Source organism: Mesorhizobium sp. M0019, from assembly GCF_040323975.1.
In the GTDB taxonomy this organism is placed as follows: Bacteria; Pseudomonadota; Alphaproteobacteria; order Rhizobiales; family Rhizobiaceae; genus Mesorhizobium.
On sequence record NZ_JAMYVK010000046.1, the window covers coordinates 1 to 17,880 of the forward strand.

14 protein-coding genes and 2 pseudogenes are annotated in these 17,880 nt (G+C 62.3%); 6 read left to right on the forward strand and 10 right to left on the reverse strand.

All coding sequences use genetic code 11. The features are described from left to right. Positions 1–206 precede the first annotated feature (206 nt). On the forward strand, positions 207–1,550 hold the full coding sequence (locus NKK47_RS26720) for an IS1380 family transposase (protein WP_352578851.1): 1,344 nt from the start codon (positions 207–209) through the stop codon (positions 1,548–1,550). A gap of 480 nt (positions 1,551–2,030) precedes the next feature. Then, positions 2,031–2,192, forward strand: coding sequence for a hypothetical protein (locus NKK47_RS26725; protein WP_352578852.1), 162 nt, complete (start codon positions 2,031–2,033; stop codon positions 2,190–2,192). Positions 2,193–2,776: 584 nt separating this feature from the next. On the opposite strand, the gene NKK47_RS26730 is transcribed toward NKK47_RS26725, so the two are convergent. Further along, complete coding sequence (locus NKK47_RS26730) at positions 2,777–3,106, reverse strand: hypothetical protein (RefSeq protein ID WP_352578853.1); 330 nt, start codon at positions 3,104–3,106, stop codon at positions 2,777–2,779. A 157-nt stretch (positions 3,107–3,263) separates the two neighbouring features. Here NKK47_RS26730 and NKK47_RS26735 point away from each other — a divergent pair, with 157 nt between their 5' ends. Beyond that, positions 3,264–4,019, forward strand: a complete 756-nt coding sequence (locus NKK47_RS26735) for a hypothetical protein (RefSeq protein WP_352578854.1) — start codon at positions 3,264–3,266, stop codon at positions 4,017–4,019. Between the two features lie 104 nt (positions 4,020–4,123). Continuing rightward, positions 4,124–4,399: a hypothetical protein gene (locus NKK47_RS26740; RefSeq protein ID WP_352578855.1), complete on the forward strand. Its 276-nt coding sequence runs from the start codon at positions 4,124–4,126 to the stop codon at positions 4,397–4,399. 1 nt (position 4,400) lies between these two features. Here NKK47_RS26740 and NKK47_RS26745 read toward each other — a convergent pair. Continuing rightward, a pseudogene (locus NKK47_RS26745) lies at positions 4,401–4,994 on the reverse strand (SOS response-associated peptidase family protein). Between the two features lie 558 nt (positions 4,995–5,552). On the opposite strand from NKK47_RS26745, the gene NKK47_RS26750 reads away from it, so the two are divergent. Then, positions 5,553–6,827 carry a hypothetical protein gene (locus tag NKK47_RS26750; RefSeq protein WP_352578856.1) on the forward strand — a complete coding sequence of 425 codons (1,275 nt, stop codon included), beginning with the start codon at positions 5,553–5,555 and terminating at the stop codon, positions 6,825–6,827. Positions 6,828–7,125: 298 nt separating this feature from the next. Here the strand turns inward: NKK47_RS26750 and NKK47_RS26755 are convergent, their stop codons facing one another. From NKK47_RS26755 to NKK47_RS26790, 8 genes and pseudogenes are all read right to left on the reverse strand, one after another. Then, positions 7,126–7,869, reverse strand: a complete 744-nt coding sequence (locus NKK47_RS26755; protein WP_352578857.1) for an amino acid ABC transporter ATP-binding protein — start codon at positions 7,867–7,869, stop codon at positions 7,126–7,128. Then, positions 7,866–8,840 carry an amino acid ABC transporter permease gene (locus NKK47_RS26760; protein ID WP_352578858.1) on the reverse strand — a complete coding sequence of 325 codons (975 nt, stop codon included), beginning with the start codon at positions 8,838–8,840 and terminating at the stop codon, positions 7,866–7,868. Before NKK47_RS26760 ends, NKK47_RS26755 begins: the two co-directional genes overlap by 4 nt. Positions 8,841–8,911: 71 nt before the next feature. After that, positions 8,912–9,727 (reverse strand): annotated as a pseudogene (locus tag NKK47_RS26765) (transporter substrate-binding domain-containing protein); the annotation flags it as partial. Between the two features lie 265 nt (positions 9,728–9,992). Then, positions 9,993–10,820 carry an alpha/beta fold hydrolase gene (locus tag NKK47_RS26770; RefSeq protein ID WP_352578859.1) on the reverse strand — a complete coding sequence of 276 codons (828 nt, stop codon included), beginning with the start codon at positions 10,818–10,820 and terminating at the stop codon, positions 9,993–9,995. A gap of 2 nt (positions 10,821–10,822) precedes the next feature. After that, positions 10,823–11,899, reverse strand: a complete 1,077-nt coding sequence (locus NKK47_RS26775; RefSeq protein WP_352578860.1) for an LLM class flavin-dependent oxidoreductase — start codon at positions 11,897–11,899, stop codon at positions 10,823–10,825. A 28-nt stretch (positions 11,900–11,927) separates the two neighbouring features. Then, positions 11,928–13,439, reverse strand: coding sequence for an aldehyde dehydrogenase (locus NKK47_RS26780; RefSeq protein ID WP_352578861.1), 1,512 nt, complete (start codon positions 13,437–13,439; stop codon positions 11,928–11,930). A gap of 22 nt (positions 13,440–13,461) precedes the next feature. Next, positions 13,462–14,445 (reverse strand): flavin reductase family protein, encoded by a 984-nt coding sequence (locus NKK47_RS26785; protein ID WP_352578862.1) that lies wholly within the window; start codon positions 14,443–14,445, stop codon positions 13,462–13,464. Between the two features lie 171 nt (positions 14,446–14,616). Continuing rightward, entirely contained in the window at positions 14,617–16,416 is a 1,800-nt protein-coding gene (locus tag NKK47_RS26790) for a helix-turn-helix domain-containing protein (RefSeq protein ID WP_352578863.1), read from the reverse strand. 164 nt (positions 16,417–16,580) lie between these two features. Between NKK47_RS26790 and NKK47_RS26795 the strand changes: the two genes are divergently transcribed. Continuing rightward, complete coding sequence (locus tag NKK47_RS26795) at positions 16,581–17,162, forward strand: amino acid synthesis family protein (protein WP_352578864.1); 582 nt, start codon at positions 16,581–16,583, stop codon at positions 17,160–17,162. Positions 17,163–17,880: the final 718 nt, after the last annotated feature.

Consider the following 17,880-nt stretch of genomic DNA (forward strand, 5'->3'; position numbering starts at 1 on the left):
TCTGCGCCGGCCAGCCGGCTTAACCCTCGTACCGTTGCATATCGGATGACGGGCCGCCCTCAGGCCCAGCAATCATAGGGACTAGCCCGTCTTATGCACGACGGAGCGTTTGAGAGGTTGGCGGATGTAGCCTAAGCGATTGATTTGGCGTAGGATTCGGTTGTCTAAGCCAGCCCTGCCACCACGTCTCGCGAGCCACACCCGCCATGACCGACGATACGTTGCTGCCGCTCTCATTTCCAGCCGTTGGGCGCAAGAAGATCACAGCTGCGTTTGACGGCGGACGCATCACCTCGGATGGTGGCGTCATGCTTTTGGCCGCGGCCGAGCGACGCCTGCAACTGGCCGACAGGTTGGCCGCTGCGATCCACGATCCGCGCGACCCACAGCGGGTGACACACGCCATGGCCGACATTCTGCGCGCCCGCATCTTTGCGATCGCATGCGGCTACGAGGATGCCAACGATCTCGACCGACTGCGCACCGACCCGGCCTTCAAGCTCGCCTGCGGGCGGCTGCCCGACAGCGGGATTGATTTGTGCTCGCAGCCGACCTGCTCGCGCCTGGAGAACCTGCCAGACCTGCGCACCCTCATCCGGCTCGGCTGGGTGCTGGTCGATCTGTGGCTGTCGAGCTATGCCGCGCCTCCCAAAAGCGTGACGCTCGACATCGACGACACGGTTGATGTCGTTCACGGCCATCAGCAGCTCTCGCTCTTCAACGCCCATTACGACGAGCGCTGCTTCCTGCCGATCCACATCTATGACGCCGCGACCGGACGTCCGGTCGCCATGATCCTGCGTCCTGGCAAGACCCCGACGGGCAAGGAGATCCGCGGGCATCTGCGCCGGCTTGTCCGGCGCATCCGCGCCCGCTGGCCGGCCACCCGCATCCTGGTCCGCGGCGACGGCCACTATGGCCGGGCGGAGGTCATGGCCTGGTGCGAGAACAATGCGCTCGACTACCTCTTCGGATTGCCCGGCAACAAGGTTCTCCAGCGTCTCGTTGATGAAGCCGCCGACGATATCCGCACCCGCCGCGCGCTCGAGCAAAAGCCGGTGCTGCGCGGCTATGCCGAGACCCGATACAAGGCGAAATCCTGGAAGACGCAACGCCGCGTCTGCGCCCGCAGCGAGGCAACCACCCGCGGCCTCGACATCCGCTTCGTCGTCACCAATCTCGACAAAGGCTCTGCCGCGCATGTCTACGACGTGCTCTACTGCGCCCGCGGCCAGGCCGAAAACCTGATCAAGATGCACAAGAGCCAGCTTGCCTCCGACCGCACCAGCTGTCGCTCACCGATTGCCAACCAGGTGCGCCTCGTCCTGCACACCGCCGCATACTGGCTCATGCTCACCCTGCGCGAGGCGGTGCCCACAACCGATCATCTCAGCAACGCCGAGTTCGCCACGCTGCGGCTCAGGCTCCTCAAGCTCGGCGCCCGCGTCATCGAAACCGTCTCGCGAATCCGCCTGGCCTTCGCCGCCGCCTGTCCCGAGGCCAACCTGTTCCGACAAATCGCTCTCACGCTGCAGCCCGCAGGACCGTGAGCGCCGGGGCATCAAAGCCCCGCCGAACCCGACACCTTGACCCTCCAGCGCGTTCCAAAGTCCAGTCTCAGCTGCGGTGAAAAAGACGCCTCACACCTGCATGACCGAACGGCTCAGCGGCGCTCGAACCACAAGGCTCATGAATAGGACGGGCTAGCTTCTCGATTGTCAAATTTGTTTGCCGAATTTCCACCACCACCCTCCCCGGTTGGTTAGGAAGTATTCGTGTTGTCGATAGAACTCAATCTCTGACGAAGGATTTCCTCAGATACCACGAATTTCACGAGGCGAATCCGGCTTTCTGTATTTACGGCGCTGTTGGGACAGAGAAGCTCGGGCCTAGTCTTGCCGCAGCGTTTTCTCCGCGGACTGGCCGGTCGGCTGCGCGAAAACCATGCGAGCGGCCGAACACGCCGCCGCGTACATCGCCGCTGAATTCCAAAAAGCGAAGAGGCGCAGACTACGGCGCAGCAGCCGACAATGACCCGCCTGTCCTTTGCTGAAGAACTTGAAAGCGCCGCGGACCGCAAAGCGGACGTGTCGCGGCCGGATTTGCAGATTTTCCTTCATCGCGCGGCGTTGATGCTCAAGAATGTTGCCGGCGTGCCCTGGAGCCTATGTCCCGGTGCGTGCCATCGATGAGGAGAGCGAAACCGACGGGATCGCATAGGCGCGATGACCCCGTCTTACATTCGTTTTTTCCAGTCGACGTGGCGCTGCTGCCTCGTTGACCTCCCGTTGGCGACTGTCGGCGCTCCAAGGAAGAACGGCGTATAAACCGCAGTCCTGCGCGCGTCCGCAACAGGGGACGTTGTCGCGCGCAGGACGGAGGAAATTCGTCCCCGCCGCGGGCGGTGAACGGGACAGCCGTAGGAGCGTCAGCACAGCGCCGGCCGCAGGACGGGACGCGGGACCGACTGTCCCCCGTCCGCGGCGGTCCGCGTTTTTGCGTCAGGATGCAAGCCGACCAGCGAGATCGCGGACAGTTCCGGGTCTCGACAGTCCGGCCGCTGATCGGCGACGATGCGATAGGGGATGGCCAACGCGAGCGCCGAGTTGGTCTGGAAGAAATCGATCGTGCATCCTTCAACTCCCTCAATTGCGTGGCAGCTTGTGAATTTCCAGCCTGACAGGCCCGCCTCTGTCACAGCTCGTGCAGAAAAGCGCTCGCTCGACCGAACTGAACAGAGCGTCCTTTCCATAGCGCTTGATGAGCCCGGCAGGCTTTACCGTTGCATGGTGCGAACAGGATCTGCACCAGGCCCGCAACACATGCCATTCGCGAAGGTCCCCAAGGGCAACGCTAGGCCGGCGTGAACGCTGCCTTCGATCATGGTCTGCGGTGGGATCTTCACCTCGCCTGGTGTCAGGATTTTCTCCATCACATGCCGACTGTTGTAGTGGATCAGCAACATGCCCGGTCGGCGCCGAATGGCGGCTTGCCAGGCTGCCTGACTCACCGTTGAATCGGGGGAACGCGAAATGGTTTCTGAAAGAGCCTGCTCCTCGCGATCCCAGACCTCGATCCGAAAATTGTCTTCCGCTGTTTTCGCCATAGCTTCGCCGGCCAGCGCGATTGACGCCGAGCCATGGTCCCTTGCTGCTCAAGATCATGCTGAAATAAGGAACATATTCCTGTCTCGTCAAGGGCGCTCTTGACTCATTGTTCTCTTTTTGTTCACATTGGCAGGGTGAGGCCATAGGAGGCGAACCATGGAACTTCGCTTGAACATTCAGGGCGCAACATCCCAAGGACTCGCACTTGGCATCGCGGCAGCCGAAGCAGTGTTTGCGCGCGCAGGCATTACCGCGTTGCAAGGCGCGGAAGGGCTGTTCGCGTTGAAAGGCTGGGATATCAAGGGCTTTCCCGATGACGACAAGCCTACCGAGGACGAGGACCTAGCTGCGGCAGTCTGGATGGAGGCCGACAAGGCTGCGGCAGCGGCATGTTGTGCGGGCTGGCCGGAGGAAAAAGTTCCACGCCATCAGGTCATGGAACTGATCAACGTTGCCCGGACGCGGTTGCAAGCTGAGGCGGTTCCAGACACCTGGCCGGAGCGGAAGCAGCTCTATCCTGAGGTCGTCAAGCGGCTGGAGATCGCGACCGGCCCGGACCGCCAGATCGATTTCGATATCGCCTTCGTCCTCGGTTGGGTTCTCGAGCGGCCGATGCTGGATCGGGTTGAGCCGCTTTCGGAAGATGGAGACCGTATCCCCTTCTTCACCAGCGACCTTGCCCAGGTCGAAGAGATGGCTCGCAAGGCGCTCAAGGACTGGACAATCGAGATCGACCGAGATCCTTGTGATGCCCACGTTTTCGACCCTGCGGCCAGTTATGACGATGATGAATTGCGCATGGCGGCATGGCGTGATTTCGACGGCTCGTTGCATATGGAGAAGCCACCGGCAAATCCCGCAATCGCGCTGACGCTGGCAATGATGCGCGGCCAGTCCATGCATTTCGAATAGTGGTCAAACGTAGTCGGGGCTCACCAACGCCATCGGTTATCGACCGCGATTGGCCGCACCAGGTTGCGCTGCCGGACGACCTTTGCACGGACCGGAACTTCACCATGATCGCGAAGTTCTGCCAGGAACGAGGGCTTAAGCATCAGACGCGGCATGTGCAGGCGATATGGCCGAACGGCAAATATGAAACCTATCGGCTCCATTGCTTCAGCGACGCTGCATCTGCAGAGGTGTTCCTTGATCACTTCGAGGGGCTGATGTTCGATCCGAGGCGGAATCGGGAAAATGGAAAGGTGCGAGGCGTCTGGCGCCGCACGGGCGAATACGCGCCGGTTCTCGATCTCGGGCCGCTCAGTGTACCAGAGTTCCTGCGCAGCTAAGTCACGAGCTTCCGGGACGAACTGTCTCCACCGAGAGCGATCCAGCGGGAAGCGGACGCAGCAACTCAGCCTCAGGCTTTGTCAGGTTGATCCAGGCCGCCCAATTCTCCGGCTGAAGGACCACAACCTGCCGATTATGATATGGCGCGACATCCGGTCCGGGATCGGTCGTCAGCATCGTGAAGGTGGGCGGCTTGTTGCCGACGGCTTCACGCCAAAGCCCTGCAACGGCCATGAAGGGAGAGCCGTTGAGCGTGAAGCGATGTTTCGCCTTCGGATATTTCGTGCCTGTGAATTCGAATAACGCGGACGCAGGAACGAGGCAGCGCTTGCTATTTCCGAATTGCCGGCCTTCGGGAGCGAAAGTTGAAGACCGGCCCACCTTTTGGTCCGGTCGGCGGAAACCCGAACGTCATCGATGCCAGTTCGATCGCATCATCAGCGGCACGCATTATTGGCGCCGGGTCACTGATGCGGACGTCATCCACCTGGGCAAATCAAGTTCGGTTTGGTGGCTGGGGATCTTGAGCGCAAGTGACGCCATCATCCGGCAATATTCAGCCCAGAGGACATGCTGTTCGTAATCGTTGCACATGGCAGGCTCCGGACCTGGGCGACCTGTTAACAGTAAGGCTATCGAGGGTACGATGGAAAGCGGATCGGCGCTCAGCTGAACGGATCCTGCTCAAAGGATGTCTGCCTCTTTGGCGGCCTCAACGAAGGCCTTGCGGGCGTCGCGGGCTTCCGCCTTCGAGCACCCCAAGGCACGCTTTGCGGGCAGCGACATGTTTCTTGCCGGTTATCGCTGGCCATCGCTGCAGCGCGAAACTTGCTCAGGCATTCCTCGCGTTCCTTGATCCGTCCCTCAACCTTGGCGCCCGCGACGCGGCGTCCGTATCGAGAAGAGAGCGGACCAGGGTGAGGAAAGCGCCCCGAGCCGCTTCCATCGTATCCAAGAGGCGTCATAAAAATCGTGAAAGACGCATTTCTCTGCTTCATAGTCCAGGGACGCCGTCCTATCCCCTTCTGGTTCGGCGACACCGACCCCACTGTGCGCAAACACCCGAATTTAAGGGACCACCGGAGAGACATATTGCCTGGCGTATCCCGGCAGTGCGATATCGGCCACAATTGAATTGAGACCTTTTCGCCAATGCAACTGACACGTTTTGAGCTCTATCAACGGGTGTGCAACAGGCCGCTCAGCAAAGTCGCCCCGGAGCTCGGAATTTCCGGCACGGCGCTGGCCGCCATCTGCAAACGATATCAAGTACCCTATCCCGGATCGGGGTATTGGACCCGCTTGTCTCTCGGGCTCCCGGCGGAGCTGGCAGCGCTGCCAGAGGCACCTGATGAGACCATCGAGATCGCACCGTCGACCCCGAAACCAAGACAAAAAAGAGCGCCGGAAGAAGGCTCCGCGCGAAAGACCAGGCGCCCAGCGAAACCCCATCGTCCGACGCGTCATCCGCTGCTGTTTGGTGTCGAAGAACATTTGCGAAAAACGCGGGAGGTAAAGGAAGGCGAGTTCCTCAGGCCCTACAAGAGGATCCTGCCAGATCTGATTTCATCGGAAACTGCACTGCATCGCGCACTGGCGATCGCCAATGACCTCTACCTTGCGCTGGACGAACAAGGCTACCGCGTTCACATCGCTCAGGCTGCCGGTGACCTTCATCGCATCCACGTCAAGGAACAGGAAGTGGAGCGAAAGGATCGCAAATACGGACGCTATCTCTCGGGAAGCATCTGGTCTCCGGACCGACCGACTGTCTTCTACATTGATACGGTGCCAATAGGACTCGCTCTCACCGAGATGACCGAGAGAGTGACGATGCGATACCTCAATGGTGACTACCATCGGGAGGACAGCAGGTTCATACGATCAGCCAAGCCTTGGCAACTGACGCACTCCTGGACAAAAGAGCAGGATATGCCCTGCGGACGTTTTCGGGTAATTGCCTATTCCCCGAAAAAGGGCGTCGACTGGTCTGTCAGTTGGCAGGAGACCGAGCAGGAGGCGCTTGGCACGCTGATCCCAAAAATCGTCGAGACCTTGAAAGCGGCTAAGAACAATGTGCAACGCCTTATGGATGCCGAGGATGTGGCGGCGGCGAAGAGGAAAAAAGAGCGAGAGGAGGAGTGGGAGCGCTACCTAAGGCAAGAGGATGCCCGCAAGACAGCTCAAGCTCTTGCCGATAGCCAGCAGCAGCTTGCTGAAATTATGGAGAGGTGGGGAAAGGCTATGACGGTAGAGCGCTTTTTCGCGGATGCTGAGGAGCGTCTGAAGTGTACGAACGACGGGCGGCGGCAGCGCCTGGAGGAGCGTCTGGCCCTCGCCAAGGCAATGACGGGAAACGCGGATCCGCTGGATTTTATAGAACGCTGGGTAGCCCCGGAGGAGAGGCATCGTTCAAAGTTCATCTAAGCAGTCTGGGTAGCCGGCATCGCGGACACAGGCTCCAGAAAACTGAAGATGAGAGCGCGAGAAATCAGCGTTGCGTCTGCAGGATGGCTCAGGGTGGTTAAGACGATTTTGTCTTGCGTACCACCGGCATTCGTACGAACTCCCCGCTGCGGTCGTGCGGCAGTCAAAGCGTAACAAGCTTACATAAACATCCGTGCGCGCCATTTGCGGGTTCGGAATATTCAAGGTCAGTAGCGGCGCCGGAGACGGACTGTCCGTTTTTCCGAAAGCAGAGTCGAAAGGCAGCCTTTCCGGAGGGCTAATGCTTCAGTATCTGGCTGAGGAACAATTTCGTTCGATCATGGCGCGGGTTACCGAAAAACGCGTCGGGCGTGCCTTCCTCGACGATCTGCCCTGCGTCCATGAAGATGACGCGATCGGCAACCGCCCGCGCAAACCCCATCTCGTGCGTCACGCAAACCATGGTCATGCCGTCGCGCGCCAGTCCCGTCATCGTCTCCAGCACCTCGGACACCATTTCCGGGTCGAGAGCCGAGGTCGGTTCGTCGAACAGCATGACAGCCGGCTCCATGCACAGGCTGCGGGCGATTGCCACGCGCTGCTGCTGGCCGCCGGACAGTTGGATGGGGAACTTGTTTGCCTGCTCGGGAATGCGGACCCGCTCGAGGAACCTCAGCGCGGTCTTGCGCGCCTCCTTTTCCGACACGCCCTTCACCCACATCGGGCCGGCCATGCAGTTCATCAGCACCGACATGTGCGGAAACAGGTTGAAGTGCTGGAAGACCATGCCGACGTTGGAGCGCACGGCGGCGACGTTGCCCATCTTGCCATGCAGCGCAACGCCGTTGACGGTGATATCGCCCTCTTGATGCGCCTCCAGGCGATTGAAGCAGCGGATGAGCGTCGACTTGCCGGAACCCGAGGGCCCGCAGATGACAATCCGCTCGCCCTTGTGGACGGTCAGGTTGATGTCCTTCAGCGCGCGGAAATCGCCGTACCATTTGGAGACGGCCTTGGCTTCAATGATGGCCTGAGCACTCATCGCACCTTGCTCCGGTGGTAATGCCGTTCGATCCGCGCCTGGATCAGTTCGAGGCAGATGGACAGCATCCAGTAGATCATGGCGGCGGAAATCAGCATCTCCATGTGCTGGAAGGTCTTCTGGCCGAGGGTGCGCGCCAGGAACATCAGCTCCCACACGCCAATGACCGAGACCAGCGAGGAATCCTTCAGCATCGAGATGAACTGGTTGCCCGTCGGCGGAATGATGACCGGCAGCGACTGCGGCAGGATGATGCGGCGCATGGTCAGCGCGAAGCCGAAGCCCATGGAGCGCGACGCCTCCCATTGGCCGCGATCGATGCTCTGTATGCCGGAGCGGAAGATCTCGCTCATGTAGGCGCCGTAGCAGAGCGAAAGCGCCAGGATGCCAGCAGGCACGGCATTGATGACGAAGCCGAGTTGCGGCAGGCCGAGATAGATCAGGTAGACCTGCATGAGCAGCGGAAGGCCGCGGAAGAAGGAGGTGTAGAAGCTGGCGATGGCGTAGGCGAAGCCATTGCTGGAAAGCTTGGCGACCGCGCCGGCGACCGCGATGACGGAAGCGATGACAATCGAGATCGCCGAAACGTAGAGGGTGGTGACAACGCCCTGGCTGATCAGAAACGGCAGCTTCTCCCTGATGAAGGGCAGGCTGAGATGGAAGGTCTCGAAGAAGGCAATGAACAGCAGCAGCAGTTCGAGCCAGACGATGCCGATCTGGAACTTGAGCGGCGCGAAACCGATCAGCACGACGTTCAAGGTGAAGATCACGGCTATGGCGAAGGCAATGGCAAAGCGGCCGTAGAGGCCACTCACCGACGGTTCGCCGATCACCGGGCGCATCAGTTCGGCGAAGCTGGTGCCCGACATGTTGAAAGCCATGAAGAGAAGCAGAACGACGCCGAACATCGTCGCCACGAACCAGGGTTTGTGGACGAGGATTTCGGCTTCAACGGTATCGGGATAGAGCATCTTTGAGCACCGGCTGTTCGGCGGCCTGCCCGGGGCAGGCCGCCTTTGAAGGGGCTAGTTTGTCTTCGAATATCCTTCCCGTACCACTTTTCGGAAAGCTTGCTCAGCGTGCCGTCCTCCTTCATCGCTTTCACGGCGTCGGCGATCTTGGCGGAGAGTTCGGGATCGCCGCGTTCGATGGCGATCGCCAGCGGCTCGTAGAAGACCGGATCGCCCAGCTGCTTGATCGGGTAACCGGCCTTCTCGGCATCGAGGATCGACGGCAGCGAAGAGACCACCGCATCCAGGCGCACGCCGTCGCCGAGGCGAAGATCGTCAAAGGCGGTCGTCGAATTCTCGTAGGAGTGGACCTCCTTCGGGTTGAGTTTGTACTCGAATGGTGGCGCGCCGGCGGCATCGAGTCTCAGATCCTTCTTGGCATAGGCCTCGAAGGTGGAGGTGCTGGTGGCGCCGACCACCTTGCCGTCGAGATCGGCCAGCGTCTTGGCCTTGCTGTCCTTGTGCACGGCAACAGCCGCCGGTGTGTAATAGTAGACCGCCGGAAAATCGAAGATCTCGGCGCGCTTCTTGGTCGGCGTCATCGAGCCGGCATGCATGTCCCAGCGCCCTGCCCAATGGCCGGCGGTGATGATGTCCCAGCCGGGCGTGATGAACTCGACCTTGACGCCGAGGTGCTTGCCGATCGCCTTGGCGACGTCGACATCGAAGCCGTCCAGCTCGTTGCTGGCATTCACGAAGGACTGCGGCGCCCAGTTGGCATCGGTCGCCACCTTGAGCGTGCCGGCCGCCATGACGCGGTCGAGCACCGCGCCTGCGTGAGCAGGATATGCGCCAAGCGCAAGCGCCACCGCGGCCATCGTCACTTGTCGTCTGTTCCAGATTGTCATGTGCGTATTCCCCTGTTGTTGTTCAGTCCCTTGCGGTCACGATGGTTCAGCCGGTCGTGACTTCGCAATTTCGTGCCGACTAGGTCGGCGTCCTCTCCCAAAGGCTCGCGGATTTAGCGACGTCGCGGCCGGTTCGGTCTTCCGATGTCGCGGAGGATGTTTGCCAACGCCATTCCCCCGATCACAGGGAAGGTCCCGGCCTGTTGCCGGCGAGCCCTCGTAGAGCGCCTGCTGTTCGACATTCTCTGCCGCATCGAGAAGGTTGCTATTCATGGGCGCCGCCCCCCTGCCCGCGGTCAACGTCCAGCAGGAAATCGCCCATCACGGCAGCAACCCAGGCTGGCGCCTCGATCAGGATCGAATGGCGAAGTCCGGGCAGGATGGCGAGTTGCGAGCCTTGCACCTGTTCGTGCATCAGCCGTGCCATGCGCGGGCTGGAGCCCTGGTCGTCGTCGCCGGTGACGATCAGCGTCGGGCAGGTGATGCGGTCGAGGATGCCGCCGAAATCGGTCTCGGCCAGAACGCGATAGGCCGCCGCGTAGCAGTCGCGGTCGTTTTCAGCGTCACGCCGGCGCAGCTCGGCGATGACGTCCGGGTTCTTGTCCTGAAAGTCCTCTGTAAGCCAGCGTGACAGAGAGGCGGCGTGATGCGCCGAGGCGTCGCTCGCCATCAGCGCCGCGAGCCGGCCGCGCACCGCGTGCCGTTCCTCGGGCGTGCGGCCGGCGACCGTCGACAGCAGCACCAGTTTTTGCAGGCGCTCGGCATGCGTCAAAGCCAGGCGCTGCGCGATCAGGCCACCCAGCGAAAACCCGGCCAGATGGAAGGTGGCAAACCCGACATGGTCGGCCAGCGCCAGCGTCTCCTTGACGAAATCGTCGATCTCGTAGCGGCCCTTGACCCGGCTGGAGCGGCCATGACCGCGCAGGTCGAAGGTGAGGACCGCGAAGCGATCTTTCAGTTGGCCCGCCACGCCATTCCAGGCTTCGAGATAGGAGCCGACACCATGGATGCAGACCAGCGGCACGCCGCCCTCACCCTCAAGGCGCCAGTTGAGCAGCACGCCCTCGACATCGAGCTGGCCAGTGCGCGCCATGGTCACGCCCTCGCCGCCTGGCGCGCCCTGTCGCGCTCCCGGGCCGCAAAAACCGGCATCACCTCGTCGACCCACAGCTTGATCGTCTTCTTCTGCAGCTCGAATGGCAGGTTGAACGTCAGGCCGAGGCAATATTGGTCGACGCCCGCCGCTTCATAGTCGAGCAGCTTCTCGATCACCTCGTCCGGCGTGCCGAACATCAGGTTGCGGCGGATGTTTTCGGGATTGTAGTTGTCCTTGCCCTTGACGCTCTCGTAGGGGACGGCTTCGGGAAAGCCGTTTTGCACGGTGCCGATGTTCTGGAACAGGTTCTCGAAGGCGCGGCCGTAGTCGATGGCATGCCCGACCGCGATCTCCCAGTCCTGCGCCCGTTCGTAGACGCAGGTGCGCCGCTGCATCATCAGGCGCGGGCGCGGCACCTCCGGATGATCGGCGACGGCCTTGCGGAATTTCTCGCCGAGCACGGCGATCTCGGCCGCCGGCGCCGACAAGGGCGTCGACAGGATCGAAGCGCCGATGCCCACCGCCCAGTCGAAGGTGCCGGGATCACGCGCGGCCACCCAGATCGGCGGATGCGGCTTCTGCAGTGGCTTCGGCACGCCGGCGGCGAGCGGGAACTTCCAGTAATCGCCGTCATGGGCATAATCCTGCGCCCACAGCTTCTTCACCGCCGGCACCAGCTCCTTCAGATAGGCAACGCCTTCCTGCTGCGGCATGCCGCCGGCCATGCGGTCGAACTCGTACTGGTAGGAGCCGCGCGCGATGCCGAACTCCAGTCGCCCGCCTGTCAGGTGATCGCAAAGTGCCGCCTCTCCTGCCAGCCGGATCGGGCTCCAGTAGGGAGCGACCAGCGTCGAGGTGCCGAGCCGGATCTGCTCGGTATGCTGGGCAAGCCAGGTCAGCGTCATCAGCGGGTTGGGCGAGATCGTGCATTCGATCGTGTGATGCTCCGCCGTCCACAGCGTCTCGAAGCCACCCTCATCGGCCAGGCGCGCCAGGTCGAGCAGATTGCTCTTCACCTTTGCCATCGGCATGTCGGGCGAGAAGCGTTCCATGGTCAGCGAAACGGCGAATTTCATGTCGGTCTCCCGGTCGTTGCGTCGTTGGTCAGCGAAGGCGGATGATGAAGGAGTCCTGCATGGCGCCGGAGTAGTCGATGACGACGTTCTTCAGGCGCGAGAACTCCTCCATGGCGTCGAAGCCGCCGCGCCGGCCATAGCCGCTCTCCTTGAAGCCGCCATTGGCGGACATGAAGGACGAAGCGCGGTAGGTATTGACCCAGACCGTGCCGGCCTCGACATTCTTGGCGAAGCGCAGCGCGCGGTTGATATCCCGCGTCCAGATACCGGAGGCCAGCCCATAGCGTGTGTCGTTGGCGAGCTGGATCATCTCGTCTTCCGAAGAGAACGGCATGACGCCGACAACGGGCCCGAACAGTTCCTCTTGCATGAAGTCCATGCCGTTATCGGCATCGGTCATCACGGTCGGCTCGAAATACCAGCCTCCGGCAAGCTCGGCCGCCTGCGGCCGCCTGCCGCCGGCAGCGATGCTCGCGCCCTGGCGCACGCCCGAGGCGACATAGGTTTCCACCTTGGCAAGCTGCGCCGACAGCGCCAGCGGACCGATGTCGGTTTCCTCCAGCGTCGGCAATCCGACCCGCACGCGCCTCGTGCGCTCGACCAGCGCCTCGACGAAGCGATCGTAGACGCTGGCCTCGACGAAACAGCGCGAACCGGCGACGCAGGTCTGCCCCGCCGCCGCGAACACACCGGACACGACGCCGTTGACGGCATGGTCGATGTCGACATCGCCGAAGACGACATGCGGCGACTTGCCGCCGAGCTCCATCGAGCAGGGAATGAGGTTTTCCGCCGCATTGGCGGCAATGCGGCGTCCCGTCACCGTCGAACCGGTGAAGACGAGTTTTGCAATGCCTGGATGCCGCGTCAGCGCGTCCCCCGCTACGGCGCCGGTGCCGGTGACGACATTGACGATGCCGGCCGGAAAGCCGGCCTCCATGATCAGCTCGGCGAGAGCGAGCGTCGAGCCCGTGGCATGCTCGGACGGCTTGACGACCACAGTGTTGCCGAGCGCCAGGCATGGCGCCAGCGTGCCCGTGAGCAGCATCAGCGGCGAGTTCCACGGCGTGATCATGCCGACGACGCCGATCGGCTCGCGCAGGTTGAAGTTGAGCATGTCGAGCTTGTTGACGGGAATCGTGTCGCCGAGCAACTTGTCGGCCATCCCGGCGAAATAGGTATAGCTGTCGGGCATGGCGCGCATCTGCGCCCGCATTTCCTTGAGCAGCTTGCCATTATCGCGTGTCTCGATCAGCGCCAGCTCGTCGGCGTGCTCCAGCACCAGTTCCGCCAGCCGGCGCACCAGTCTGCCGCGGTCGGTCTGGGTCATGCGTCGCCAGGACGGAGCGGCGAAGGCAGCGCGTGCTGCCGCCACGGCCGCGCCGACATCCTCGGCACCGGCCTCGGCGAACTGATACCAGGGCTTGCCGGTGGTCGGGTCGAAACTGTCGATGTACTGCCCGCTTTTCGGCGCCACGAACGCACCGTTGATGAACAGGTCCTGGCGTGAGCCTTCGAGTGATCCGACCGTCGTTTTCATGCTGTCTGTCCTGCGTGAAGCATCATTCGGACGCGGCCTGCGTCCACGATTGCGACTGGCCGTCGATCATGGCGACGCGGCCGCCGTCACCGGTGTCGATGTAGATGCCGAAGCGCTTGTCCTGGCGCTCGCGCGCATAGCGGCGTAGCATGGCGCGCAATTCATGCGTGGCGATCCCCTCATAAGGCAGCGCGTCGACGGAAAAGAAGGCGTGGCCGTCCGGCAGCGCAGCCTGCGCGCTCTCACGGCTCAGTTCGGCGCGGTAGATCAGATAGCCCGGGTCGCTGTCGGCGACGTCGAACACCGAATAGAGGAAGGTGTTTTCAGGAACGAGGCTCAGCGCCTCGCCGCCATCGAGGACGAGCTGGCTGTCGGCCTTGCGGCGCTGTGCCGTCGGCAGCACCCAGCTTCCTTTGCCATCGCTGCGCAAGAGGATGCGGTTCCCCGCTTCGACCAGATAGCCGATGATCATGTCCTGCGAGGCCAGCCAGCCGGCGGGCAGCGGATCCTTGACGCTGGCGTAGCGGCCGCGGCAAAATCCGAGCGGCGCCGACGGGCTGGTTCCGAAAGCCTGGACCCGGCCGATCAGGATGATGTGGTCACCCGCCTCGATGCGATTGTGAACGGTGCAGTCGAACCAGGTCAGGCTGTCAGTGAGGACCGGCGCCCCGGTGTGGGCGCGGTCATAATTGACTGCCTGGAATTTGTCCGCCGCCTTCGAGGCGAACATCGATGAAACATCGACCTGCCCCTCATGCAGGAAATTGACCGCGAAGGACCGTGTTTCATTGAATGCGGGAAAGCTCGCCGCCGCCTTGCCGACGCAGACCAGGAGCAACGGCGGGTCAAGCGAGACCGAGGTGAAGGAGTTGGCGGTCATGCCGCGCGGATTGCCGTCGCTGTCGCGTGTGGTGATGACGGTGACACCGGTGACGAAGGTGCCGAAGGCACGACGCAAGGCGATCGGATCGATCGTCCTTTGTGCCACGGCCGTTGCGTCCGTCATTGCTCTCCTCCGCGTTGTCGGACGAAAGCTAGGCAGGAGCCGGCCCCTGTGCTTCCTCCGGTCTATAGGAAAGATGGCGCGGCGTGCTGCTGTTATCCGGAGCAAGCGCAGGCGCGGCGAGCCTGTGCCCGGGCAGCGGATGCCAGGCAGGGGTGTCGGGATGGAGTGGCTCTAGCGGACGGACGGCATGCGGCTGTCAATGATGCCGCTGAGACGAATTGCCAGTTCGACCGCGAAGCGCTGTTCGGGCGTGTCGAGCTTGACGCCGAACAGTTCCTCCATGCGCGACAGGCGATAGCGCAAGGTGGTGACATGCAGGCCGATGGCGTCGGCGCAGGCCTGACTGCGGCAACCCTCGCGCAGATAGGCAAACAGCGTGTCCAGATAGGGCGTGCCGTGCTCGCGGTCATGCGCGATCAGGGCGCCGATACTGTCCTCGACGAAGCCGCGCACGTCGGGAGCGTCGGCGGCGGCGACCAATATCGGCAACGGGCCGAAATCCTGGCCGGCGAAGACACCGGTGCGCCCGAAGGACCGGCCGATCCGGATCATGCGCCGGCACCGCTCCCAGGCGACCGGATAATCGGCCAGCGCGGCACAGGCTTCGGAAAGCACAACCACCGGTTCGCGCTCGAAATAGCGACCGAGTTCGGCCGCGATCCTGTGCGGCAATTTCGAGAAGCGCGCTCCGTCCTGCCCGGCTTCGGCAGGAACCAGGCACACAAGCCCATCTTCCACCGCGATTGCCGTGCCGGCAATGCCAGCCTGCTGCAGGAGACGCATGAGTGCATGATGCGGATCGGCAAGACCAATGGCGCCGTCCTTTGCCTGCTCGGCGAGATCGACGACGATCATCTTGTGCGCAACGGTCAAGTCAAGCCCCAGCCGGCGGGCCCGATTGACGATATCGGCCTCGTCGCGCCAGCGGCGCTCCACCACCTCCAGGAAAAGCTCGGTCAGCGAACGCGTCTCGAAACGGAAGCGCACGAAGCTGCGCATCATCTGCACGCTGAGCGCGAATTTCGTGCTGTCGAGCAGCATCTGGTCGAGTTGGCCAGATGCCTGCGGCGTTGGGAAAATCATCAGCGCGCCAACCACTTCGGCATCGATGGTAAGCGGCTCGATGCGCACCGAAAGCTTGAGCTGGCGCTTGCCGTCATCGACGAACAGCGTGTCGGTGTGGCGTCCGTCGGACGTGCTGCGCGCTATCTTGAAGATCTGCCGGCTGAGCGTTCCGCTCACCGCCTGCTGCCAGGAGGCGACGTCGAAATGCGCCTCGCTCGGGGAACGGCCGGCGACGACCAGATTGGCATGGAAATCGATTACCACCACCGGATTGGGCAAAAGTTCGCTGACCTTTTCGGCGAGCGAGACCACCGACGCATCCGACAAGGCCTGCTGCAGAAGCGAGGTGTGCGCCGAAAGCGCGCGTTGCAGGCGTTCGCCGGCCTGCTTCCCCTGGCGCAGCCGATGCTGCTTCTCGACCGCGATCTCGCCCAGATGCACGATCATGCCGATGAAGGCGATATCCTGCGCCGTCACTTCGGTGATCTCGCGCGAGACGACGGTCAGCACCATCGGCCGGCCGTCTTCGTCGACGCAGTTCATCGGCATGACCAGCACGCTGCGGTAGTCGCGCTCGAAGGCCTCGCGGCGATAGCCCGGGAATTCCTCTGACACCCGCGCGTCCCTGATGTAGACCGGCTCATTGCGGTTGAGCGCGACGATCGAGGGACTGGTGGCCAGTTCCCAGCGCTCCGGCAGCGTGCGGTGAATGAGCGTCGGATCGTGGCGCACGATGACATAGGCGTGGCCATGCGGGGCATCGATGCCCATGATCGAGCCCAACGTCCATTTGGCATGACGGCAGGCCGCCAGCACGAGGTCGCGCAGTACGGACTGGAGATCGCCGCCCGAATTGATGAGGCTGGCGGCGTCCCGCAAGGAGAGAATTTGCGATTCGTGGTCCACGCCTGATCTTCCGCCACTCGCGAAGGGCGAATTTAAGCCGTCGCGGATATACGAACGCTACACCGCTTCCAAGCGGGGCGCACGCCGATTCTTCCTACGAACCGGAGGAATACCCGCCGATTGGCGCTCACTAGATTTGAGCTTCCACGTGGAGAGGCCAAATCATGGAATTGCGAAAAGTCTGTACCTTCATCGAGGAAGTCCACCTTGAAGGCGGCAGGGCGGCCGCCAGGCCGGTGACATCGATCGTCGTCGCCGCCGTCTTGGGCAATCCATGGGCCGGGCGCGGCTTCGTCGAGGATTTGCGGCCGGAAATTGTCGCCATCGCACCCCGGCTCGGGCAGGAACTCACGCGCCGCCTGATTGGACTGATGCCGGCGGAACGCATTGAAAGCTATGGCAAGGCCGCAGCTGTCGGAACCGCCGGCGAGATCGAGCACGCCTCCGCCATGATCCACACGCTGCGCTTCGGCAATCTCTTCCGCGACGCTGTCGGCGGCACGACCTATCTCGAATTCTGCAACACGCGCAACGCGCCGGGCGCGCTGCTGTCGCTGCCGATGATGCACAAGAGCGAGAACGGCCGCCGCTCGCATTTCATCACCGCCAACTTCCAGATCGCCGACGGCCCGGCCGCGGACGAGATCGTCGTCGCCATCGGCGCGGCGGATGGCGGCCGGCTCCACCCGCGGATCGCGGACCGCTTTCAGGACATGAAAGAGATGCAGCAGGAACATACGACTTAGCGTCGTGCCTCACACCCGGCCGTCCTGCTTCTGTCGCTTTTATCCTCGGGCACGCCCATCTGCATGGCCGCTTGAGACGCGCCACTTAGGCGTTCCGCGCCTGCCTCGGCTTTGGATCACCGCAGCCATTCAGACGCGAATTATGGAATGACCGCAAAGGGGCCGATCCCGGACAGGCCGCTTTGGGGGCAGATATTCGGATAGCTGCCATTCGGCGGTCTGGCGCTAGCACGGCCACTTCAAACCCCATCGGGCCCGTTCAGGATGCTTTCGCATTCACGAGAAGAGGTCATTGCGAGGTATCGCGAAGGGCGCCGAGGTAGCGGCATGTTGTGGTCACGGTGATGTGCTGCTCGAAATGCTGCAGCGATAAGTCTGTGACGAGGCATAGCTTCGCGTATCGAAGACGAACATCGAAGCCGTTCTGCTCAACTTGGACATGTTCTTAACGATCCGTGTGTTTCGTTGGACATCGGCGGGGAGCGTTCGACGCGCATGCTCCATGCGCCTTGTTCGTGTCGCGCTGTACTAAGCAAAAGGAGATTGCCCTGAGTTCTGCAGCCAATTTGACCGATAGCGAGATCGGCCTCATGAGGGGAATGCTCGCAACATATCCTAGGCTGTCCAACCAGGCGATCCTTTCTTACTTCACTCGACCGGGTCGCGATATCAATCACCGCGTCATCGCCGAGATCAAAGGGGGTGGCCATCAACGTCC